General features: G+C 56.0%; 20 protein-coding genes and 1 tRNA gene. 13 read left to right on the top strand and 8 right to left on the bottom strand.

Annotation, left to right across the window (positions count from 1 at the left end; all coding sequences use genetic code 11):
- Positions 1-56 precede the first annotated feature (56 nt).
- The 3 genes from DSM25558_RS05840 to DSM25558_RS05830 all read left to right on the top strand — a co-directional run bounded on the left by DSM25558_RS05840 (position 57) and on the right by DSM25558_RS05830 (position 3450).
- Positions 57-842, top strand: coding sequence for a ThuA domain-containing protein (locus DSM25558_RS05840; protein WP_077102738.1), 786 nt, complete (start codon positions 57-59; stop codon positions 840-842).
- Between the two features lie 5 nt (positions 843-847).
- On the top strand, positions 848-1897 hold the full coding sequence (locus DSM25558_RS05835) for a Gfo/Idh/MocA family protein (protein ID WP_077102736.1): 1050 nt from the start codon (positions 848-850) through the stop codon (positions 1895-1897).
- Between the two features lie 263 nt (positions 1898-2160).
- A complete protein-coding gene (locus tag DSM25558_RS05830) occupies positions 2161-3450 on the top strand; it encodes a Gfo/Idh/MocA family protein (RefSeq protein WP_077102734.1) in 1290 nt (429 codons plus the stop codon).
- Between the two features lie 249 nt (positions 3451-3699).
- On the opposite strand, the gene DSM25558_RS05825 is transcribed toward DSM25558_RS05830, so the two are convergent.
- Complete coding sequence (locus DSM25558_RS05825) at positions 3700-4452, bottom strand: SDR family oxidoreductase (protein WP_077102732.1); 753 nt, start codon at positions 4450-4452, stop codon at positions 3700-3702.
- A 30-nt stretch (positions 4453-4482) separates the two neighbouring features.
- Complete coding sequence (locus DSM25558_RS05820; protein WP_077102730.1) at positions 4483-5052, bottom strand: nucleoside 2-deoxyribosyltransferase; 570 nt, start codon at positions 5050-5052, stop codon at positions 4483-4485.
- A 162-nt stretch (positions 5053-5214) separates the two neighbouring features.
- On the opposite strand from DSM25558_RS05820, the gene DSM25558_RS05815 reads away from it, so the two are divergent.
- The gene (locus tag DSM25558_RS05815) at positions 5215-5841 is read left to right on the top strand and encodes a ribonuclease D (protein WP_077102728.1); all 627 of its coding nucleotides are present in this window, start codon (positions 5215-5217) and stop codon (positions 5839-5841) included.
- Positions 5842-6094: 253 nt separating this feature from the next.
- Positions 6095-7663, top strand: a complete 1569-nt coding sequence (locus DSM25558_RS05810) for a hypothetical protein (RefSeq protein ID WP_077102726.1) — start codon at positions 6095-6097, stop codon at positions 7661-7663.
- 77 nt (positions 7664-7740) lie between these two features.
- Here DSM25558_RS05810 and rpsA read toward each other — a convergent pair whose 3' ends face one another.
- A complete protein-coding gene (gene rpsA / locus DSM25558_RS05805) occupies positions 7741-9441 on the bottom strand; it encodes a 30S ribosomal protein S1 (RefSeq protein ID WP_077102724.1) in 1701 nt (566 codons plus the stop codon).
- Between the two features lie 168 nt (positions 9442-9609).
- Positions 9610-10242, bottom strand: coding sequence for a (d)CMP kinase (gene cmk / locus DSM25558_RS05800; protein ID WP_077102722.1), 633 nt, complete (start codon positions 10240-10242; stop codon positions 9610-9612).
- 231 nt (positions 10243-10473) lie between these two features.
- Here cmk and DSM25558_RS05795 point away from each other — a divergent pair, with 231 nt between their 5' ends.
- Positions 10474-10863: a TIGR02300 family protein gene (locus DSM25558_RS05795; protein WP_077102720.1), complete on the top strand. Its 390-nt coding sequence runs from the start codon at positions 10474-10476 to the stop codon at positions 10861-10863.
- 152 nt (positions 10864-11015) lie between these two features.
- A tRNA-Ala gene (locus DSM25558_RS05790) sits at positions 11016-11091 on the top strand.
- Positions 11092-11278: 187 nt separating this feature from the next.
- Here DSM25558_RS05790 and DSM25558_RS05785 read toward each other — a convergent pair.
- The 3 genes from DSM25558_RS05785 to DSM25558_RS05775 all read right to left on the bottom strand — a co-directional run bounded on the left by DSM25558_RS05785 (position 11279) and on the right by DSM25558_RS05775 (position 14190).
- Positions 11279-12352, bottom strand: coding sequence for an LLM class flavin-dependent oxidoreductase (locus tag DSM25558_RS05785; RefSeq protein ID WP_077102834.1), 1074 nt, complete (start codon positions 12350-12352; stop codon positions 11279-11281).
- A gap of 292 nt (positions 12353-12644) precedes the next feature.
- On the bottom strand, positions 12645-13853 hold the full coding sequence (locus DSM25558_RS05780) for a low temperature requirement protein A (protein WP_077102718.1): 1209 nt from the start codon (positions 13851-13853) through the stop codon (positions 12645-12647).
- Between the two features lie 46 nt (positions 13854-13899).
- Entirely contained in the window at positions 13900-14190 is a 291-nt protein-coding gene (locus tag DSM25558_RS05775; RefSeq protein ID WP_077102716.1) for a hypothetical protein, read from the bottom strand.
- 209 nt (positions 14191-14399) lie between these two features.
- Between DSM25558_RS05775 and DSM25558_RS05770 the strand changes: the two genes are divergently transcribed.
- A complete protein-coding gene (locus DSM25558_RS05770) occupies positions 14400-15080 on the top strand; it encodes a GntR family transcriptional regulator (protein ID WP_244554125.1) in 681 nt (226 codons plus the stop codon).
- Positions 15081-15246: 166 nt separating this feature from the next.
- Positions 15247-16140, top strand: a complete 894-nt coding sequence (locus DSM25558_RS05765; protein ID WP_143240026.1) for a helix-turn-helix domain-containing protein — start codon at positions 15247-15249, stop codon at positions 16138-16140.
- 38 nt (positions 16141-16178) lie between these two features.
- On the opposite strand, the gene DSM25558_RS05760 is transcribed toward DSM25558_RS05765, so the two are convergent.
- Entirely contained in the window at positions 16179-18335 is a 2157-nt protein-coding gene (locus DSM25558_RS05760) for a TonB-dependent siderophore receptor (protein WP_077102710.1), read from the bottom strand.
- Between the two features lie 230 nt (positions 18336-18565).
- Here DSM25558_RS05760 and DSM25558_RS05755 point away from each other — a divergent pair, with 230 nt between their 5' ends.
- From DSM25558_RS05755 to DSM25558_RS05740, 4 genes are read left to right on the top strand one after another with little or no spacing between them, the layout of a single operon-like run.
- Positions 18566-19570, top strand: a complete 1005-nt coding sequence (locus DSM25558_RS05755; protein WP_077102708.1) for an iron-siderophore ABC transporter substrate-binding protein — start codon at positions 18566-18568, stop codon at positions 19568-19570.
- The gene (locus DSM25558_RS05750; RefSeq protein ID WP_077102706.1) at positions 19570-20613 is read left to right on the top strand and encodes a FecCD family ABC transporter permease; all 1044 of its coding nucleotides are present in this window, start codon (positions 19570-19572) and stop codon (positions 20611-20613) included. The genes DSM25558_RS05755 and DSM25558_RS05750 overlap by 1 nt, the downstream gene beginning before the upstream one ends.
- Positions 20610-21650: a FecCD family ABC transporter permease gene (locus DSM25558_RS05745; protein WP_077102704.1), complete on the top strand. Its 1041-nt coding sequence runs from the start codon at positions 20610-20612 to the stop codon at positions 21648-21650. Before DSM25558_RS05750 ends, DSM25558_RS05745 begins: the two co-directional genes overlap by 4 nt.
- Positions 21647-22444 carry an ABC transporter ATP-binding protein gene (locus tag DSM25558_RS05740; protein ID WP_077102702.1) on the top strand — a complete coding sequence of 266 codons (798 nt, stop codon included), beginning with the start codon at positions 21647-21649 and terminating at the stop codon, positions 22442-22444. Before DSM25558_RS05745 ends, DSM25558_RS05740 begins: the two co-directional genes overlap by 4 nt.
- Positions 22445-22452: the final 8 nt, after the last annotated feature.

Below are 22452 nucleotides of genomic sequence, written 5' to 3'. Positions count from 1 at the left end.
GAGACCCCTCTTCACCGGCAGTCCTCTCAAGTGCCGGATCATCAAGGAGCATACATATGACTATCAATACCGTCGTCTGGGGCGAAAACATCCACGAGCACATAAACGAGACCGTTCGTTCGATCTATCCCAACGGCATGCACACCACGATTGCCGATGCTTTGAACAAGACACCCGAGATCAATGCCACGACCGCTACGCTTCAGGAGCCTGAACACGGGCTTTCGCAGGAGCGGTTGGACAAGACCGATGTTCTGGTCTGGTGGGGTCACAAGGACCACGGTGCCGTTCAGGACGAGATCGTCGAGCGTGTTGCCAAGCGCGTCTGGGAAGGCATGGGCCTGATCGTTCTGCATTCCGGCCATTTCTCCAAGCCGTTCAAGCGTTTGATGGGAACGCCATGCGCGCTGAAATGGCGTGAGGCGGGCGAGCGTGAGCGCCTGTGGAACATCAATCCCCGCCACCCGATCACGGCTGGATTGCCGGAGTCCTTCGAACTGGAAAACGAGGAAATGTACGGCGAGCAGTTTTCCGTACCTGAACCGCTGGAAACCGTGTTCATATCCTGGTTCCAGGGTGGTGAGGTGTTCCGCTCCGGCCTGACATGGCGTCGCGGTGCTGGCAACATTTTCTATTTCCGCCCAGGCCATGAGACCTATCCGACTTATCACGATGCCAATGTGCAAAAGGTGATCAGCAACTCCGTCAAGTGGGCTTATAACCCCGCAGGCGCGTTGACCAGCATCCACGAGGCACCGAACGTTCCCGTCGACAAGGCACCGGAGAAAATCGAAGAGCGCGGCCCGAAACTCCACGCGGCTGGCGAAGCAGGTTACAGGTAATCGATATGAGACTTCTTATTCTTGGTACTGGCGGCATGGCCAACACCCATGCCATGCATTTTTCACAGATTTCCGGCGTCGAGCTCGTCGGCGCGGTGGATGTGGACGATGTCATCGTGCGGGCTTTTGCGGCACGCCACAACATCGGCACCACCTTCACATCGCTGGATGATGCAATTGCATGGGGTGAATTCGACGCGGTGGCCAATGTCACCCCGGACTCGATCCATCACCCGACCACGCTGAAGCTGCTGGCCGCAGGCAAGCATGTGTTTTGCGAAAAACCCTTGGCGGAAACCTACGCCAAGGCAGCTGAAATGGCAGACGCTGCGGAAAAATCCGGCCTCGTCGCCATGGTCAACCTGACCTACCGAAATGTGGCACCGTTGCAGGCTGCACGGCAGATGGTCACCGAAGGCACGATAGGCAAGTTGCGGCATCTGGAGGCGTCTTACCTCCAGAGCTGGCTGGTCTCCAAGGCATGGGGTGACTGGATGACGGAGAGCAAATGGCTCTGGCGTCTGTCGACCAAGCACGGGTCGAACGGCGTGCTCGGTGATGTCGGTATTCACATCCTCGATTTCGCGTCCTATGGTGCGGGCAGCGATGTGGAGCGCATTTTCACGCGCCTGAAGACCTTCGACAAATATGAAGGCAACAGGATCGACGTCTATGACCTCGATGCCAATGACAGCTTCACCATGACGGCTGAACTCGAGAACGGTGCGATGGGTGTGATCCACGCCAGCCGTTGGGCGACCGGCCACCTGAACGAGCTTCGCCTTCGCCTGCATGGAGACAAGGGCGCTTTGGAAGTGATCCATACGCCGGAATACTCCACGCTTCGTGGTTGCCTAGGCGAGGATGTGGAAAAAGCCGTCTGGAGAGACATCGAAGTCGATGATGTCGAAACCAACTATCAGAAATTCGCCAAGGCGGTGATGGAAGGCGGACAGGCTGACCCGAATTTCCGCCACGCCGCCAACCTGCAAAAGGTGCTGGATCTTTCCATCGTCACCGACCGGGAGAGACGAGAGATTGCAGTCTCGAACTGATTTAGCTTTCTGATCATAACAAAAAAGGCGGTCTTTATGGCCGCCTTTTCTATTGGTAGCGTCACCTAAAATGAGTGCAGTGCAGCATTGAGAATATGCTTGCCTAGAAATGATAATATGACTTTAATGGCGATAGTATCAGTTTGCAGGTTTAGTATGCGCTCTAGCGTGAGTTCCTCTCCAAGCTAACAAAGACGGTTCCCCGCGCCCTGCCGCGCGGCCTTTTCCGTCGAACAATCATACGCCAAGTAAAGGGAAGAGCAGTGAAAATCGCCATCGTAGGATGCGGATCACGTCACAAGATGTTCCGCGATTCCGTTACCGAAGACTATTCGGACAAGCATGAGATCGTAGCACTGTGCGACAGCAACGCCCACCGGTTGGGTGAGGCTGCAAAGGCGATATCCAAGCCGGGCACGAATGGTGTTCCGACCTATCTTGCGGAAAATTTCGATCAGCTGATTGCCGAGCAGAAGCCGGATACGGTGGTGGTCGCAACTCCTGACTTTCTGCATTCGGAGTATATTGTCCGGGCTTTCGAGGCGGGTTGTGATGTCATCTGCGAAAAGCCGCTAACGATCGACATGTCGCGACTGAAGCAGATCGTGGATGCGCAAGCACGCACCGGTCGCAAGGTCATGGTCACCTTCAATTACCGCTATTCCCCTGCCCGCACACAGATAAAGGAAATGCTGACCTCAGGTGTCATCGGCACCGTGACGGCCGTCGACTTCCGCTGGCATCTGGACCGGGTGCATGGTGCCGATTACTTCCGGCGCTGGCATCGACACAAGGAAAACTCTGGCGGGCTGCTGGTTCATAAATCCACCCACCATTTCGACCTTCTCAACTGGTGGCTGGCTTCCGCCCCGACAGATGTGTTCGCCTCCGGCCAACGCGCATTTTACCGGCCAGAAACAGCGGTGGAACTCGGTTTGCAAGATCACGGCCCACGATGTGCTGACTGTCCCGTGGCGGAGAGATGTGCGTTTCGCCTCGATCTCTCCGCCGACGAACAGTTGCGCGCCCTTTATCTGGATGCCGAAGATGAGGACGGCTATTTCCGCGACCGCTGCGTGTTCGATGCGGATATTGGCATAGAGGACACCATGCAGGCGCATATTCGGTACGCATCCGGCGTCACCGCCAACTATACGCTGACGGCCTATTCACCCTGGGAAGGTCTGGAAATTCGCTTTCAGGGCACGAAGGGCGAAATTACCCACAAGCACATCGAGGTGCATGGCGTGTTTGGCGGGGTGCGCGATCATGCAGACGAAGAGGCAATCACCACCGAACTGCATCTGGCCGGTGAAAAGCCGAGGATGATCGAAGTTCCCAAGGCAACGGGGAATCACGGGGGTGCCGACCCGGTCATGCTGGGCTACATCTTTGCCCCTGAGACCATGGAGCCGGATCGTTTCAACCGCGCCTCGGACCACGTCTCAGGGGCATGGTCCATTCTGACAGGCATTGCAGCCAATGCCTCTATCGAGACTGGATCAGTGGTGAACATTCAGTCGATGCTGAGATCACGCGACATTCGAATTTAAAAGGGTGCTAAAAAGGAAAAAGCCTGCCGCGGGAGGAGGTGCGGCAGGCTTTAAACTTGATCAGCAACTGGGAGGAGGAGTGCTGCTGATCCACATCTCGCGACGCTGGGAGGAGGAGTGCGTCGCTTCGATGATTTGAATATAGCGCTCCTGAAAAAATTAAACAGAGCAAGTCTCGCAATGCAGCAATGCATTATTGCATGGCTCAGCAATGACTGCCTCGTTTTTCATCACATTCTCATATGCTGATCACTGCGTATCGCGATGGACCTGAAAGCCAGCAAAGGACTGGTTGACCGGCATCAGCTCGATGCTGTTGATGTTGATATGCTTCGGCTGCGACGCGACCCAGTGGATCGTATTGGCGATATCCTCAGAAACAATCGGCTTTACCCCCTTGTAGAGGTTATCGGATGCTTCCTGATTGCCGCCGGTGCGCACGACGGTGAATTCCGTTTCGCACATGCCTGGCTCTATCGAGGTGACGCGGACGCCTTTGCCATGCATATCTGACCGCAGACCGAGAGAAAACTGGCGCAGAAATGCTTTGGTTGCCGCATAGACATTGCCGCCAGCATAGGGCCAGTGGGCGGCGACAGACGACATGTTGATGACCATACCGCGACGCTCGATCAGCACTGGTAGAACGTGATGCGTGATATTGAGCAGGCCGGTGATGTTCGTGTTGACCATGGTGTGCCAATCCTTGAGCGGCACCTGCGGCGCGGGGCCTGTGCCAAGTGCAAGACCAGCATTGTTGACGAGGACGTCGATATCCCTGAATTCGGCGGGAAGCGCTTCGAATTCCAAACGCATTGCCTCCTCATCGATGATGTCGAACACCATGCCGTGAAAGGCTGATCCAAGTTCCGCACCCAGTTCCGCCAAACGATCCGCACGGCGGCCCGTGCCGATGACCTTCCACCCATCCTTTGCAAATAGTCTGGCTGTCGCCTTTCCAAATCCGGATGTTGCACCGGTGATGAGAATTGTACCGCTCATGTGATTGTCTCCGCTTTATCGATCTGTCTTTTAAAGAAGTGCTTTCGCCGCCTGCGCTAAGCACTCTTTGAAGGCCGCAAGGTCGGTATAAATTGCATCCGCGGGCGCGTTACCGACCACGACAACGCCACCGCGCCGGATGATACCGCCGTGCAGCATGAGGTTATCGGCCATATCGAAGTTCTCGATGGAGAGGCCATCGGCACCTCTGTAACGGCCCGTTTCATCCTGATTGGCAACACCGCCATTATAGCCCACAATGCGGGTGAAATGATTGGCGGCGACATTCGTATAGGCAAAGACGGGCTTGCCCAGCGCGCACATGAAGCCCAGCTCAAAACTGGTACCAGTATCCGCAGCGATGCCCCTGAACGGCGTGAGGTTGGCAATGACGGCATCCGCCTCGATCATCATCTGCTCATCGACCGCGTTGATGTTGCAGCCATGGCCGATTTTCGTATCAGCAGGCGGAATTTCTAGATCGCCAGGAGAAAGCGGAACAAACCCGGCTTCGCGGGCAAGAGCCGCCTTCGCATCGAGCATTTCACGGGCATTCGACAAAAACACTTCCGGCCCGGCGAGATAAATTTTGACTGGCATGAGTATGCGGCACTTTTCAAAAGAGAAACATTCTCACCAACTTAACCCCTCGTTCAACCGCTATGCAAGGCCATGACGAGGGTAGAAAAGCAGCATGAGCCGGTATCGCTGATACGCATGATCAGCTATAGCCGCCGCAACAGTTTACCGATGGAGACAGGAATGGCCGCGACGATCCGTTACCATGAAGGCGATATTTCGCTGAGTGATGCAGCCCGTTACACCGGCGCGATCGCCATCGATACCGAAACGCTCGGCCTCGTTCCACGCCGCGACCGGCTTTGCGTGGTTCAGTTGTCACCCGGAGACGGAAGTGCGGATGTCATCCGCATCGCTTCTGGACAAAAAGTGGCTCCGAACCTCGTCGCCATGCTGGAAGATCCTGCACGCCAGAAGATATTCCATTACGGCAGGTTCGACATCGCGGTCCTTTTCCACACATTCGGCGTGACCTCCAACCCGGTATTCTGCACCAAGATCGCCTCGCGCCTGTGCCGCACCTATACGGACCGCCACGGGTTGAAGGACAATCTGAAGGAAATGCTGGAGGTGGATATCTCCAAGGCACAACAGTCTTCCGATTGGGCGGCTGAAAAGCTGTCGGCGGCGCAACTGGAATATGCGGCATCCGACGTACTTTATCTGCACGCGCTGCGCGACAAGCTGACCGCACGCCTCATTCGCGACGGACGCTACGAGCATGCCGAAGCCTGCTTCGCATTTCTGCCAACCCGATCCAAGCTGGATCTGCTCGGCTGGGACGCTACGGATATTTTCGCGCATAGCTGACGCCAGGCGGCGCGCACCAAATCTATGGTTAGCAGATCATTAATCTTTGAGGACCATTCTTCACTGAGATGATTCGGTGCATTTTCATGCAACTGGACAACCACATTGGCGTTAGAGCCGAGTACCGTGCCGCATGAGCGGTCGGGAATAACACCTGCGTCGTGACCATCGCCCAGCCGAAATCCGGGTCGATCCAACGGAGATTTGTGCTGGCACCCACCGCCGACACCTGTCGCCAAGAAGGGAGCGCACCATGCTGCCACCTGTCAGCGCCGTCACCGCGGTCGATGTGTCCTTTTCAACGTCTACACCACGCCAGGATGTGGTCATCGCGTCCGTTGCGCCGACAACGGCTTCGCAGACAGAACCGGCCGACGTCGTCAATCTGGCGTCTGGAACCGGTATACGTGCTGTTTCCGGCGAGCTTCAACTGTCCGATAACGTCAATGTCCTTGCGGAGACGCTGGGCAAGCTCTTGAACATTGCCCGCATGGATGGGGAGGCAGCAGACGCCTATGTGAACCGTCTCGTAGCAAACATTCAAACGCTGCCGGCAGACCAGAAGGCGACATTGGAAAAGGCGCTTGGCAGCATCTTGCGCGGCATCAGTCTCGATGCACTGTCCAATCTCCTGAAAAGCTCGGCAGGGCCTGAAGCCGCACGGCTCGCCATCATGTTCGAACTGTCACGTTCTAGCGCGTCTGCGCGCGCGCCGAAGCCGTCGATCACGCCTTATTTGCAGGATATCTTGCCGGACAGCCCGGTTATCAGCCAGATCAAGGCCGCCAATCCAGCGTCCCCTGCCAGTGCGACTGCGAACAAAACGCTACCGGCCATCGAAGCCGAAATTTCTCCGTTAGCCCAGCTAAAGTTGGGCCCAGCTGTCGACAGGCAACCAGCAACTACGGCTGCGGGCAACGCCTCCTTGCCACCGGCGCAAAACACTATTGCATCTGATAATGTTGCGATAACCGCGAAAGCAGCGTCATCGCCTACTGATCGAAATGTTGCGCAGGCAAAATCTGCCACATCAGCCGTCGCACCGTTAGCGAACCCCAGCCCTGCGGCCAGCATTGGCAGAGTGCCCCTCGACATCATAAAGACGGCGCTGATGGAGGCGTTTACCACATCTAACGCGGTGAAGCCGCCGTCGGCGGAGTTGGAGCAACCCATCGGACCTTTGCCCGCGAAGCCAATCGACCGCCCGCCCATTTCCGCCATCGCCACTGATTTTGCAGGGGCAACACCCAAGGAGATGGAAAATCTTCTTCTTGCCGTGGTTCTCGCAAAGCTACCGTCCCGTGGCGAGGTTTCGATACCGGAGGCCATGCCGCAACCTGGCGCACATGTGAAAAGCGAACATGCTGTGAAATCGCAGATTGCGCATCCGCCTGTTTCACCAGCAAACATTGAGGCAGGGGAGCATGACACCGCCCTTGCCAATGGGCGTCCAGACAATGCGGCCATGCAACGAGTGGCAGTTGCCGAGGACATAAAGGCCGCGATACTGGATCAACCAGCCTTGCAGGCCGCTGTGGCGGCGATGATTTCCAAAGAAGGAACAGGTTTGCCTTTCGTCAGCTACCCCTTTGCCAAGGACGAGGACGAATCGGACGCTCCTCACCGTGGACGCTGGCCTTCCTCGGAGGGTGAGGCTGAAGAGGGTGACGATGGCAAACAGCCAGACGATGGGGCCGCCCAGGAAGAACGCACCGCCGCCAATGATGAAGTGATCGATCACTCCCTATCGGAAGGTGCCAATGATGATGGTGCCGCTGGCAATGCGGAATCCTATTATCTCAGGATGAGCGGTTTTTCCTGATATTTTCAGTTTTTGAACTCAAAGAAAAACCCGCCGGATCGCTCCGGCGGGTTTCTTATTTCAGATGATCTGGACGATTACTCGCCGCGGTTCTTTAGAGCCGCGCCAAGGATGTCGCCGAGCGAAGCGCCAGAGTCGGACGAACCGAACTGTGCAACTGCTTCCTTCTCTTCTGCGATTTCCAGAGCCTTGATCGAAAGCATAACCTTGCGATCCTTCTTGGAGAAGTTGACGACGCGGGCGTCGAGAACCTGGCCGACCGAGAAACGCTCAGGGCGCTGATCGTCACGATCGCGGGCCAAGTCGTTGCGGCGGATGAAGGATGTGAGGTCCTCGTGGGCTACGAGCTTCACTTCGATGCCGCCTTCGTTCACGCCGATAACTTCAGCGGAAACAACAGCGTTCTTGCGCAGTTCGCCAGTCGTTGCGGCGTCGCCAACAGCGTCCTTGCCGAGCTGCTTGATGCCGAGCGAGATGCGTTCCTTTTCGACGTCAACGTCAAGAACAACAGCCTTTACGGTATCGCCCTTGTTGTATTCTTCAATGACCTGTTCGCCTGGACGGTTCCAATCGAGATCGGACAGGTGGACCATGCCGTCAACGTCGCCTTCGAGACCAATGAACAGGCCGAATTCGGTCTTGTTCTTGACTTCGCCTTCGACTTCAGTGCCGGCCGGATGGCTGAACGCAAATGCCTGCCATGGGTTTTCAAGCGTCTGCTTGAGGCCCAGCGAAATACGACGCTTGGAAGGATCAACTTCGAGAACAACAACGTCGACGTCCTGTGTTGTGGACAGGATCTTGCCGGGGTGTACGTTCTTCTTGGTCCAGGACATTTCGGAGATGTGGATCAGGCCTTCGATGCCTGGCTCCAGCTCAACGAATGCACCGTAGTCAGTGATGTTCGTGACCGTACCGGAGATCTTCTTGCCAACTGGATACTTGGCGGAGATGCCATCCCAAGGATCAGACTCAAGCTGCTTCATGCCGAGCGAGATACGGTGGGTTTCCTGGTTGATACGGATGATCTGAACCTTGACCGACTGGCCAATGTTGAGGATTTCCGAAGGGTGGTTGACGCGGCGCCAAGCCATATCCGTGACGTGCAGCAGGCCATCGATGCCGCCGAGGTCAACGAACGCACCGTAATCGGTGATGTTCTTGACGACGCCGTCAACAACCTGCCCTTCTTCGAGGTTCTGAACGATTTCAGAACGCTGCTCGGCGCGGGACTCTTCGAGAACCGTACGACGCGATACAACGATGTTGCCGCGACGCTTGTCCATCTTGAGGATTTCAAACGGCTGTGGGTTGTGCATCAGCGGTGTAACGTCGCGGATCGGACGAATGTCGACCTGCGAACGTGGAAGGAACGCAACAGCGCCATCCAGATCGACGGTGAAGCCACCCTTGACCTGGTTGAAGATAACGCCTTCGACGCGTTCGCCAGCTTCGAACTTAGCTTCGAGCTTGACCCAGCTCTCTTCGCGGCGAGCCTTTTCGCGCGAAAGAACGGCTTCGCCCAGAGCATTTTCAATACGCTCGACGTAAACTTCGACCTCGTCGCCGACCTTCAGGCCGCCGTCTTTAGAACGTGCACCGAATTCCTTGAGCGCGATGCGGCCTTCAACCTTGAGGCCGACGTCGACGATCGCAACGTCCTTTTCAATCGCCGTGACGATACCTTTGGCTACATAGCCTTCAGCAAGGTCGTTGGACGAAAAGGACTCTTCCAGCAGGGCTGCGAAATCGTCGCGCGTGGGGGTAGCTACTGACATTCAATCTCCTGAGAGTGTCCACGAGTGAACACAAAGCGCCGGGGGTTCGCGTTGATCATTCCCAAAATCCATGCCCGCCTCTTACATTTGGAGGCTTTCCGGCGCAGGACATGCTTTCGGGATATTCCAGTATAAACAGGGGCCGGACGTGCCGGTTCCCCGCAAATGTCATTTATTCAAGGCGGCATCGATAATCGACTTCGCTGCTTGAAACGCCGCCTCTATACCCATTTCCGACGTATCTAGCAAGTGCGCGTCTTCTGCTGGTTTCAAGGGACTATCACTGCGGCCCATATCGCGCTCGTCACGCTTTTTCACATCCGCAAAAACAGCTTCGTAATCCGCAGCACTACCCGTCGCGATAATCTCGTCATACCGACGTCGCGCACGGACCTGCGCCGAAGCCGTCACATAGAGCTTTACGGGCGCCTGTGGGCAGACCACAGTGCCGATATCACGACCATCCAGTACCGTTCCCGGCTCCCTTGCCGCAAAGGCCCGTTGCGCTTCCACGAGCGCACGGCGAACAGCGGGCATAACGGCAACCCTGGACGCTGCCTCGCCGACCTCATGCTTCGCCAGCACCTCACGATCCAGTCCGGACAGATCGAGCCCAAGTGCTATCTCTGCGGCTACCGCCTCGTCATCCAGCGGCAAGCCGGCATCCAGCAAAGCTTTTGCAGTGGCGCGGTAGGTCAGGCCGGTATCGAGATGATGAAAACCATAGACCTGCGCAACCCTGCGCGAAAGCGTTCCCTTACCGGCAGCGGCTGGCCCGTCGATCGCGATCGTGAATGTCATTATAGCTATATATCCCGATTTGGATGGCCAGATTGTTTGGCAGACGGTTATTATAAGTCGGAAGACGGATCATCAAGAGACCCACGGTCGATGCTCTTCAGATGCGGCTTATAAAGTTTATCTTTGACACGAAAGGCATCAGCGATTAATGGGACCGGCTAGAATTTTATCGTCTACTGCCGGAAATACGGCGTAAACACCGAACCCATCTCACAATTCGAGGCTTAGACAGTGGCAAAAGCGGACCTTGGAACCAAGCGTACAGATCCCGATACCGGCAAGAAATTTTACGACCTAAACCGCGACCCAATCGTTTCCCCTTATTCGGGCAAGTCCTGGCCGCTTTCCTTCTTCGAGGAAACGACTGCAGCCAAGAAGATGGAACAGCAGGCTGAAGAGGAAGAAGTGGCCGAAGTCGATACCGAAAATACGGAAGTCGAACTCGTGCCTCTGGAAGACGCAGATGGCGACGCCAGCGCTGACGATATCCCTGATATCGAAGGCGATGACGACGTTGAACTCGATGATGACGACGACACGTTCCTTGAAGCCGACGAAGACGAAGATGACGACGACGTGTCCGGCATCATCGGCGTAAACGGCGACGACGACGAAACCTGATTTCCACAGGATTTATCGCCCGGCGTCAAAAAAATGTCGTCGGGCGAACTTTTCGGCTTGCCATCTTCCAGAAGCAGAAGTATCAAGCCGCCACCGAACGCAATCAAACGCTTCGGTTCCCGGAACCGGATTATAAACACCGGAACCCTTATGGGGCTATAGCTCAGCTGGGAGAGCGCTTGCATGGCATGCAAGAGGTCAGCGGTTCGATCCCGCTTAGCTCCACCAAATTTCCTAGATTTATATATTTGACAAGTTTACCAATATCTTCGGTCATAATGAGGTCACGCTCGCAACACGTTTCCTAGACTTCGACGCAGGTTTGCGGCACTCAAGATTCGTGAGCGACCAGGCAACAGATGCCGGGTCAATCTCCGAAATATCCCCTCGATGTATCTGTTCTATAACGCTGCAATTACGGTCCAGTGAGTAGCGGAAGCAATTGGCTGCCTTGGCGCTTGATTTCAGAGAGATAGGGCGTGTCGGACAGCACGAAATGGCTGACGCCAAGAGCTTCATATTTGCGGAGCGAGCGCGCGACATCCTCGCCTGAGCCGACGAGCCAGGTGGTGCCTGCACCGCCACCGCCAAACTTGCCCGGTGCCGTGTAGAGGTTGTCATCCAGAACGTCCCCCTGTTGTGCAAGGTTCAACAATCGTTGCTGACCAACCGCGATACCGTGACGATGGTCCTGCCAGTTGCCAGCGGCTCCATCCGCCATCTTGGCGACCTTTGCTTCCGCTTCCGCCCAGGCCTGCTCCGTCGTGTCGCGCACGAAGGTCGTGATTCTGAGGCCAAACTCCAGTGGCGGCAGGTCGCGGTCGAGTGTCTTGCCATGCGCCTTGAGACGATCGATTCGTTCGCGCACACCATCCAGCGGTTCGCCCCAGAAAAGCTGCACGTCAGCTTCCGTGGCAGCCACGCGCTCGGCCGCTTCCGAAGCACCGCCGAAATAAAGCTTCGGATGGCGGCGCTCACCAACCGGTATGAGTCTTGGGGCGACCGTAGAGCCTGTGACGTGGAAATGTTCGCCGCTGAACGTGACGTTTTCTTCCGTCCACAGCCTGCGGGCAAGCCGCATGAATTCCTTTGTGCGGGCATAACGTTGCGCCTGGTCACCCTCCTCATCGCCATAGGCTGCCAGCTCATCCGGTCCGGAGACAACATTGACACGCACACGGCCGCCGCTGAGGTGATCGAGCGTGGCTACTGACGATGCGAAGTTTGCCGGTTTCCAATAGCCGGGGCGCACGGCGATCAATGGCTCGAAGCTTGTCGTGCGCGCAACGAGCGCCGTTGCCAGGGTGAATGTATCGGGCCTGCCCCAACCGGTGCCGATCAGTGCACCTGTCCAGCCGTACTCTTCCAAGGCTTTTGCCTGAGACGTCAGCGTATCCAGACCGTTGTGGTCAGGACTGCTAGCATCACCACGGTGGCCAGCTTTGATATCATTGGGGATGTACCAGAGAAATTCTGAATGGTTGCTCACGACCTGTCCGTCATCTGATTGCGAAGTCGATAGCAAAAAAATCGATTTCGGTATCGCCGCCAAGCACTTGTGCCGCAAAATCGGAGAGCCGATCATGTGGCCAGTGGATGGCCTTTGGACAAGGCTAGGTTCCCCAGCCCGTTTCATCAACATCGCCGCGTTCTCTAATGGGACGCAGAACGAGAACAGAATCGCTGACGTTCGATCAAATGTCGAAAACTATGCCGTTGGCTGACGCGAAGACGTTCGCGCCGTGTCGATAAGGTTTTGCTGATGGAAATGGAGGCTGGCTTCAGGCCACGCTTGGAGAATGTTTTTCCAACGCGACGTATTCCCAAACCGCGACCAGCAGAAGAACGCTTACGGCGGATATCTGCATCACGTAGAGCGGCATGCCCTGTAGAAACAGCAGGACGACAAGGATGCCGATGCCGGCGAAATGCGATATCGGCCGAATATAGGATGCAGCAATCTTGACCCCGATGTTTCCCGCAAGAAACAGGATAGGGCCGCCCACGATGGCAAGAGCCTCTCGAAGCGTGGACTGGTCGTGACTGTGAGACAGGCTGAAATCCTCGCCGACCGCCGTCAATATAATACCCGCAACGATGGGCAAATGGCCGTAGTTGAACAGGGCCTGGCCAATCTTTTCCGGCTCGGCGGTTTCTTCCGCCTTTTCAGAGACTTTTTCCTGGCCATGATGGAAATAGATCCACCACATCAAGACCGTGCTGGCAAAGGCGGAACAAAAGACGAAGAAGCTGAGGCTGGAACTCATGTGGTCCGTTGCCGTGCGGCCGGTGGTCAGAACCGTCTCTCCGAGGCAGATGATAACGAAGAGTGCGCAGCGCTCTGCCAGATGTTCTCCCGAGAGATGCAGCTTTTCTTGCTTTCCGGTTTCGAGGCCAGGAAAATAATATTTCATGGCAGGGCCGAGATATTCGATGCCGATGGCAACGACCCAGAAGCCGATCTGCCACTCAAGTCCCGCAGACAAGCCGCCGATGATCCAAAATACGCTCGATACCGCAAGCCAGAGCGCCATGCGGGAAAATGTCAGGGAGTTTTCATGGTCCACGCCCTTGAACACATAAAGCGCAAACAACGACCGCATTAACTGCATGCCACTGTAAATCAGCGCGAAGGTGAAGCTCTGGTCATGAAAGGCTTTGGGCAACGCAATTGCCAGCAGAACGCCAGCGAACATCATGGTAAAAAGGAAAAGTCGCACCAACCCCGCTTCGGTGTTGAGCAAGTTGGTAAGCCACGTAATCTGTACCCACAACCACCAGAGCGCCAGAATGATGATGGCCGCTTCCAGAAGTGCCGTCGAGCCGAAGTCCTTGGCCAAGGTGTGCGAAAGCTGAATGAGCGCGAAAACGAAGACAAGGTCGAAGAACAATTCGGGAAAAGTCGGCTTACCCGCCTCGGCATCTTTCTGCCGAATGAGATGCCACTTCGGATCACTCTTGACGCCCGAAGTTTCTGTCGATTTGCTCATGCTTGCCTTGTCCCCTTCACAACAGATGATCCCGATCGTCTAACGGCTACTTAGCCGCGATCTGGGAACGCGCCTGTTCACGCGCCAAGGCCTGATCGCGACCGAAAAGCGCGACTTCCTTTGAATTATCAGGGAAAAAACGTGGGCCTACGAGCCTGACTTGCTTGCCGCTGACATCGGCGATATAGCGATGATCTGCCGCGTTAGACCGCTTTGCTTCGAAAGTGGCATGTGTCTGTTTGATATCGAGGCTGCTGACTTCGATGTCCTGAGCTATCGCAACAGTCCCGAAACACATAACGGCACCCACGGCGGCGCATACGGCAACGCGCTTCATCAACAATCTCCTGAATGTATTGAGCTTTTCTGGCTCATCAACACAACAGGCGATGGTTTGGTTCCATGGTTTTATTCATGTCCATCGTGGGCGAACACATCGCGTGACGCTGGCACCAACCACAGCGCACTTCGCAGTGCATCAATGACGGAAGTGTGTTTTAACTTTCCCTTGAACAGAAGCGGCATGGAAGATTCGTAGGACGTATGATGAGGGGCACAATTCTAGACCGTTCGCGGCAGGTAGCGCTGCAGATCTATGACATACTGCACAAACGCATTCTTGACGTTGAGCTGGTTCCCGGAACGGTGCTGTCGCGCGCCTCGTTGCAAATCGAATTCGGCGTTAGTCAGACGCCCGTGCGGGACGCCGTGATGCGTTTGCAGGAAGAGGGTATCGTTGACGTTTATCCGCAATATGCGACGGTCGTGGCCAAGATCGACCTGCGTCATGCGCAGCAAGCACAGTTTCTTCGCCTATCGCTGGAACTGGAAGCGATCAACAAACTGACGAACGAAACGCCTGTAGAAACGGCAGCCGAGCTGGCAGTCATTCTCGAAAAGCAGACATCTTTCGCGTCACCCGAAACCCATGACAATTTCGACGCGGCAGACCGGGAATTCCATCACAAGCTTTATGAGCGCGCCGGTATCATCGACCTCTGGAGCAATGTGCGCAGGCAAAGTGTTCACCTTGACCGTCTGCGCCGGCTCAATCTGCCGATGCCGGGGAAAATGCAGACGGTTCTCAACGATCATCAGGCAATCGTTGACGCCATTCGCTCGGAAAATCCCGGTAAGGCCAGAGAGGCGCTGAGGAAACATCTGTCCGGAACGCTGTCGATCACCGACCTTATCAGAGAGAAGTTTCCTGACTACGTGCAGGAGTGATCGTCAGCCACATCCAAACTTGATATATTCCATAAACATGATAGTTGCTATCATATATGGCATCCATTTTTACCAAAGCCTAAGTGCGGGACTGCTTTAAAGCATTGTCGCGTTCGTGGCATTGTTTGACCTGCCAGATCAAACCGAACGAGACGGGTTCAGGATTGTGACGTATCTCCACTCGATGACCAGCTTCACGGACGGTATCCGCGCGATCGGGCCTGCAAAGTGGCGTGGCCTCGACGGGCTGGTGAGCGTATTCTGGGACGCCGAAGCACATGCGGGCGCAACGGGATATTACCTCTCGCCCGACCCACGCATCGTCATATTCTTCAACGATGTCTCGCCACACATTCTCATGGCAAACCGCGATAGTGGCGTAGCGGCGCATTATCGTCCGATGAAAAGGGCCATTTACGTGCCGGCCGGTGTACCGCTTTGGACGAGTTTCACCTCGTTTCACCGCTTTTCGCACCTCGATATCCACCTCCATAAAGACAGGCTGTTGAAATATCTGTCCCCCTCCGTCGGTCCGTCCGTTGCGCTATGTGCGCTTCGAAGACCCGTGGAAATTCAGGACACGCGGGCGGTTGAAACCCTGGCAAGCCTGTTGGTGGACGAACTGTCCAGCCCTTCGCGCCACGCCGTCTATGCGGAAAGCCTTGTCGGCAGCATCGTTGCCGGTTTGCTGGACATGACCGGCGAAGCCGACGACCAGACGAATGCACGGCTGACGCAAGCGCAGATGAACAAACTGATTTCAGTTGTGAATGCACGCGCCGATTACCGCATGACGGTTGGCGAAATGGCCGAAACCGTCGGCCTTTCGGAAAGCTGGTTTGCCAACGTGTTCAAGCAAACGACAGGCACGACACCGTTGCAATGGCAACTCGGCAAACGCATCGGCATTGCGCAGAGCATGCTGGCCGAAAGCGATCTCAGCGTCGCCGCGATTGCCGCACAACTCGGATTTTCAGATCAGGCACACCTGACGAAAACCTTCCGACAAGTCGCGGGAGAAACACCCGCCGCATGGCGTCGTATGCGGCGGATTGGGTGAAATGGGTCCATCCGCACGACTGCGGATGAACCATTACATCACCAAGTCTGGCGTAGCGTAGCGTAGATTGCGCGGCCGGGATTGTAGTAATACGCGCCACCATCATTGTTGGCGATGTGCTTCTCGTCGAAGATATTGCTGGCATTCAGCTGGAACGTCGTATTTTCTTGGATTTTGTACGTGAAGGCAGCATCGAATACTATTGCCGCATCAGACTTGCGCGTATTTGCGTTATCGAAATAGTAGGACCCAATGTAGCGAGCGCCCAATCCGAAGGTCATGTCCCCACGTGCACCTTCCCCGTCCCAAGTGTATGTCCCCCAAAGCGCAGCGGATTGTTCTGGGACTTGTGCAAAGCTTTTGCCATTGTAACCATTGATGTTACCTGGCTCATCAATCCGGGAGTCGATGTAGCCATATGACGCGATCAAATTGATGTTCTGAGGCAGCTCCACCTTTGCCTCAAGATCGATGCCACGATGCCTAATTTGCTTGATCGTCGCGGGGAGATAGGTAGGGGCTTCGAAGGTTGTGATATTCTGCATCGTCAGGTCATAGATCGAGGCAGTAAACAACGCTGGAAACGCATCGGGACGATACTTGACACCGGCTTCGTACTGTTTGCCTGTCGTAGGTTCGCTACCCGTGCTCGGCGGAGCGACGGACTCAGCGTAACTAGCATATGCTGCAAGTTCTTCCGTAATCTTGTAGCTCAAGCCCAAACGCTTGCTAAGCTCACTGTAGTCCCCAGAGGTCGTGGTGCCTGCGACGCGCTTTGTTTCGTCAAGATCAAGCCAGTCGTTACGTAGGCCGACGCTCACGGTCAACTTATCAAAAAAGGTCAAATCTTCCTGAAGATAGATTGCCTTTGTTGTCTGATCTTTTGAAGTGCTTTCCGACAAGGGAATGGAGCCAGGAACTCCCCAATAGATAGGATTTTGCCAATTAATTGGAGGTGCCGTACCGCCATAGATCGGCGGATACAACAGGTAGCTGTCGTTCTGGGATTCTATCTTATTATGGTCAATGCCAACGAGCGTTTTGCTTTCAATCTGATCGAAGCTCGCTTCATAAATTAGATGTGCATCGATGACGAATTGCTCATCCGAACCGTCACCGCCAAAAAAGATGCGGTCAATCATGTTATCTGCGGGGTCGCTGGCACCCAATGCGTCATATATATACGCATAGCCGAAGCTGTTTTTCGATTTGCTGTAACGCGCATTAGAATTGAAAGTCAGGCCATTTCCGAAATCATGGTCCAACATAAAACTGTATGTGTTTCTATTCGTCTTATCATAATTGTAATCTGGCTCACCGAAGAAACGGTCTCGATCTAAATCTGTAAATGTCGGATGCCCCCCACTGCTGGGCGTGCCGTCCTTGTCCAGATGATCGAAGACGAATGAAAAACTCGTCGCGTCAGTAGGGCGCCAAGTCATACCACCCATAATGAAGTTTTCATCGTCTTGAGAGTAATCATACTCACCGTTAGAGCGCTGGAACTTGCCCGTGAGACGGTAAGACAGTGTATCATCTTCGGTGATGTTATCACCAAAGTCCAACCCCACTTCTTTGTGTGCAAACGAACCGCCGGTGGTGTAGGCCTCACCAAAGCGCTCACTCTTCGGCGTCTTTGTGACATAGTTCACGGCCCCACCTGGATCAGATACGCCGAAACCAGTGGAACTTGCTCCCTTCAGCACTTCAACACGTTCATAAGCGTAGGGCTCTTCCCGAAGGCCACCCCAACTCCGCCCTAGGACCAATCCGTCGCGATATGTAAATGGGCTGAAGCCACGGATTTTGAAGTAATCGTAACGGTCATCTGAACCGTAATAGTCGGTAACAACACCAGCGGTATATTGCACCACCTGTTCGACACTGCTGGCACCGCGCTCCTCGATTTCCTTAGAAGTGACGACAGAAACTGAAGCCGGAGCAGTTAGAATATCTGTCGGCATTTTCCCAGCGGCAGTCGTCTTCTTTGCCACGATGGATTTTGAATCGTCATCGCTACCCGCACCCTGAACAACGATCGTTTCAAGAACCGTACTACCGCCTTGACTTGTCGCCTCCTGAGCAAGCAGCCGTACAGGCGCTAAAGCGATAAGGGCTGTACAACCGAGCAATGCGGCTTCGCGGTAACGGCGTTGCGAGGTTGCCTGCTGGAGGCTCGTCGTTTCATTGCTCATGATCAAATTCCAGAAATCGTGTTGCTGTGTCTGGCAACCTCGGCGAAATCCCGGTGCCCCCTGTTGCGCAGATAACTTGAGAGCAAAGGTCTGGTATTGTAAAATCCCACGGATTTGTAAAAAACCACGGAAACTTCGTTGCTCTTGGCAGCGGGTTGTCACATCGGTCTTGACGTTCAGTGGTGAAGCTGAGACGTGAAGTCAACTTTTAATGTCCAGAGGTTTCGCCGATGCTGCGCTTCGTCCGCGCTTTTGCGCCAATTGTCACATTTCTGTCCCTGATTGCTTTCAGCAACGCCTCTGCACAGGACGAAACGTCGTATCCGATCGTTATAAAACACGCCTTGGGCACGACCACGATCGAGAAAAAGCCACAGCGGGTCGCGACCGTTGCGTGGGCCAACCATGAAGTGCCGCTGGCGCTTGGCATCGTGCCGGTCGGTTTTGCTTCGGCCAATTTCGGTGATGATGATGGCGATGGCGTGCTTCCCTGGGTGGCAAAAAAGCTGAAGTCTCTCGGTGCTGCAACACCCGTTCTTTTCGATGAGGGTGATGGCATCGATTTCGAGGCCGTTGCTGCCACCAAGCCGGACGTTATTCTTGCGGCCTATTCCGGGCTTAGCCAAGCCGACTACGACACGCTCACCCAGATCGCGCCCGTTGTTGCCTATCCGCAATCGCCATGGGCAACGGATTGGCGCGATATGATCCGCTTCAACAGCGCAGGTCTCGGCATGGCCAAGGAGGGCGAAACCTTGATCAAGCGCATCGAAGGGGAGATCACCGAGGTCGTGGCTGGCTTCCCCCAGCTTAAAGGCAAGTCCGCGATGTTCGTGACGCATCTGGACGCTACCAATCTCAGCACCGTCAACTTTTACACTGCCAATGACTCCCGCGTAAAATTCTTCGCCGATCTGGGTTTGGCGTCACCGAAAAGCGTGAGAGAGGCAACCAAGCCGGGCCAGTTTGCGGCTGCCGTGAGCGCGGAACGCGTGGATGCGTTTGACGATGTCGATATCGTCGTCACCTATGGTGGTCAGCCCCTGCTGGATGCCGTGCAGGCCGATCCGCTACTGTCGCGCATGCCGGCCGTCGAGCATAAATCCATCGTCATGCTGGGCCGAAATCCACTTGGCACCGCCGCCAATCCGACACCGCTTTCGATCTCGTGGATTTTGAAAGATTACGTCGCCCTGCTTGCCAATGCGGCAGAAAAGTCGGCTGGAAAACAGTAATGACGTTTCGATACGTCAGGCAACGGTCGCCGAGTGAGGTGATGAAGCGGTCCAACGGGACCAGATCCTTCTGGCTGCTGTGTCTGCTTGCCACGCTTGGTCTCCTTTGCACGCTCTCCGTCGCCATCGGTACGCGAGATGTCGCTTGGGGGGATATAGTCGCGGCGCTGGGTGGCCAGGCGGAAAATATCGGTCAGGCGGCTGTCGCTGTGCGTATTCCGCGCACCGTGCTTGCTTTGGTTGCCGGTGCAGCACTCGGTCTTTCCGGTGCCATCATGCAGGGTGTGACGCGCAACCCATTGGCGGATCCCGGAATTCTGGGCGTCAATATGGGCGCTTCGCTTGCCGTCGTCATCGGAGTTGCGTGGTTCGATATCGACTCGGCCAACGCCTTCATATGGACGGCGATCCTCGGCGCGGGATGCTCGGCGGTCTTCGTTTATATCATAGGGTCGCTTGGCCGAGGTGGTGCAACACCGCTCAAGCTGGCGCTTGCCGGTGCGGCGACCTCCGTCGCGTTCTCCTCACTGGTGATTGCGGTCGTGCTGCCCCGAAACGATATCGCCGGAGGCATTCGCTCGTGGCAGATCGGCGGCGTTGGTGGCGCAACGTTCGACCGGATCTCCCATGTATTGCCGTTTCTTGCCATCGGTTTTCTTATCAGCATGCTATCTGCGCGGAAGCTCAACTCGCTGGCATTGGGGGACGAGCTGGCCGCAGGCCTCGGCGAGCGCGTGGCCATTGCCCGCGCATTTTCAGCTCTTGGGGCCATTTTGCTGTGCGGCGCGACGACAGCGGTCTGTGGGCCGATCGGTTTTCTGGGTCTGGTCGTGCCACATCTCTGCCGCCTACTGGTCGGGGTGGATCATCGCTGGCTGCTCCCGTTCTCAGCGCTGGGCGGTGCTGGACTTTTGCTTGCCGCCGACATCGTCGGGCGCATCGTCTCCCGCCCTGCCGAGCTTGATGTGGGCATCGTGACCGCTCTGATCGGCGCACCATTTTTCATCTGGGTCGTCAGACGCCAAAGGGTGCGCGAGCTATGACCACGTTGTTTCCGATCATCACGGCACTCGTCGAAAACCGCAGCAGACACGCGCGGCGACGCGTAACCGTCATTGCGGTTCTTACGATCCTGTTGCTTGCGATCTTTTCTCTGGCTCTCGTTCTCGGCCAGTCCTTCACGCCACCCGCAGATGTGCTGCGGGTTCTGCTGGGCGAAGATGTTGCCGGCGCAAGCTTCACCGTGGGCCAATTGCGCTTGCCGCGCGCCCTTCTTTCGGTGCTGGCCGGGCTGAGCTTCGGGCTTGGCGGTGTGGCCTTTCAGATCATGCTGCGCAACCCGCTGGCCAGTCCTGATATCATCGGCATCAGTTCCGGTGCCAGTGCCGCAGCCGTCTTCGCCATCGTGGTTCTGTCGCTGAAAGGCCCCATCGTTTCGGTCTTTGCGGTGGTCGCGGGGCTAGGCGTAGCGCTGTCTGTCTACGCACTCTCTTCTCGCAACGGTGTTGCGGGAACGCGGCTCATCCTCGTCGGGATCGGCGTTTCCGCGATGCTGGAGAGCATCATCGCCTACATCCTCTCCACTGCACCCGCGTGGAACCTGCAAGAGGCAATGCGGTGGCTGACGGGAAGCGTTAACGGCGCACAGCTATCTCAAGCACTTCCGCTTCTGCTGGGATTGATCGTTTTTGGCGGCCTGCTGCTTAGCCGCCGCCGGGATTTGGAGGCATTACGGTTGGGCGATGATACGGCAGCGGCGCTTGGCGTGCGTGTCGGCATCACCCGCATCGTGGTGATCGTCGCAGCCGTTGGCATGATTGCCTTTGCGACAGCCGTCACGGGACCGATCGCTTTTGTCGCATTTCTTGCAGGGCCGATCGCAGCCCGCATCGTCGGCAACAGCGGTTCTCTGCTCATTCCCGCAGCGCTGATCGGCGGATTGCTGGTGCTGGCCGGAGATTACGCCGGGCAATTTCTGCTACCAAGCCGCTATCCGGTCGGCGTGGTCACAGGCGCGCTGGGCGCACCCTATCTGATTTTCCTGATCATACGCGTCAACCGGACCGGAGGCTCGCTTTGACCGCTCATTCCCTGACTGCCAGCCAGCTCTCCGCCGGTTATGGCGATAACGTCATACTTGAGGGCCTCGATCTGACCATTCCGCCGGGCAAGATCACCGTCATCGTCGGTGCCAACGCCTGCGGTAAATCAACGCTTCTGCGCACCATGTCGCGGCTCATTTCTCCGCGCCGGGGACATGTGTTTCTGGACGGCAAGTCCATTCACAGCACGCCGCCCAGAAAGCTGGCGCGGACATTGGGCCTGCTTCCGCAATCTCCCATAGCACCAGAAGGCATAACTGTTGCCGATCTCGTCAGCCGTGGACGGCACCCGCATCAGGGATTGTTGTCACGCTGGACCAGTGCGGATGACGAAGCCGTTGCGGCAGCACTTGACGCGACGAAAACCTTCGAGCTTGCAGAGCGCCCGGTCGATGAACTCTCGGGCGGACAGAGGCAGCGGGTCTGGATTGCCATGGCGCTTGCACAACAAACCGAAATCCTTCTGCTGGATGAACCGACGACCTTTCTGGATATCAGCCATCAAGTGGAGGTTCTCGATCTTCTGACCGACCTGAACCATATCAGGGGCACAACCATCGTCATGGTCCTGCACGACCTCAACCTTGCTGCCCGCTATGCCGATCACCTCGTTGCAATGGCGGCGGGACGTCTTCATGTCACCGGTACGCCTGAACAGGTTTTGACAGAACAAAACGTCCGCGAAGTCTTCGGTCTGGAAAGCCGCATCATAGAAGACCCCACATCGGGCAGGCCCATCATGCTTCCCATTGGTCGCCACCGCATGGCATGATCGAAGAG

The sequence above is a fragment of the Agrobacterium sp. DSM 25558 genome, assembly GCF_900100825.1.
Taxonomy (GTDB): domain Bacteria; phylum Pseudomonadota; class Alphaproteobacteria; order Rhizobiales; family Rhizobiaceae; genus Agrobacterium.
Note: the sequence above shows the minus strand (reverse complement) of the source record. Positions and strands in the feature narration are given on the sequence as shown.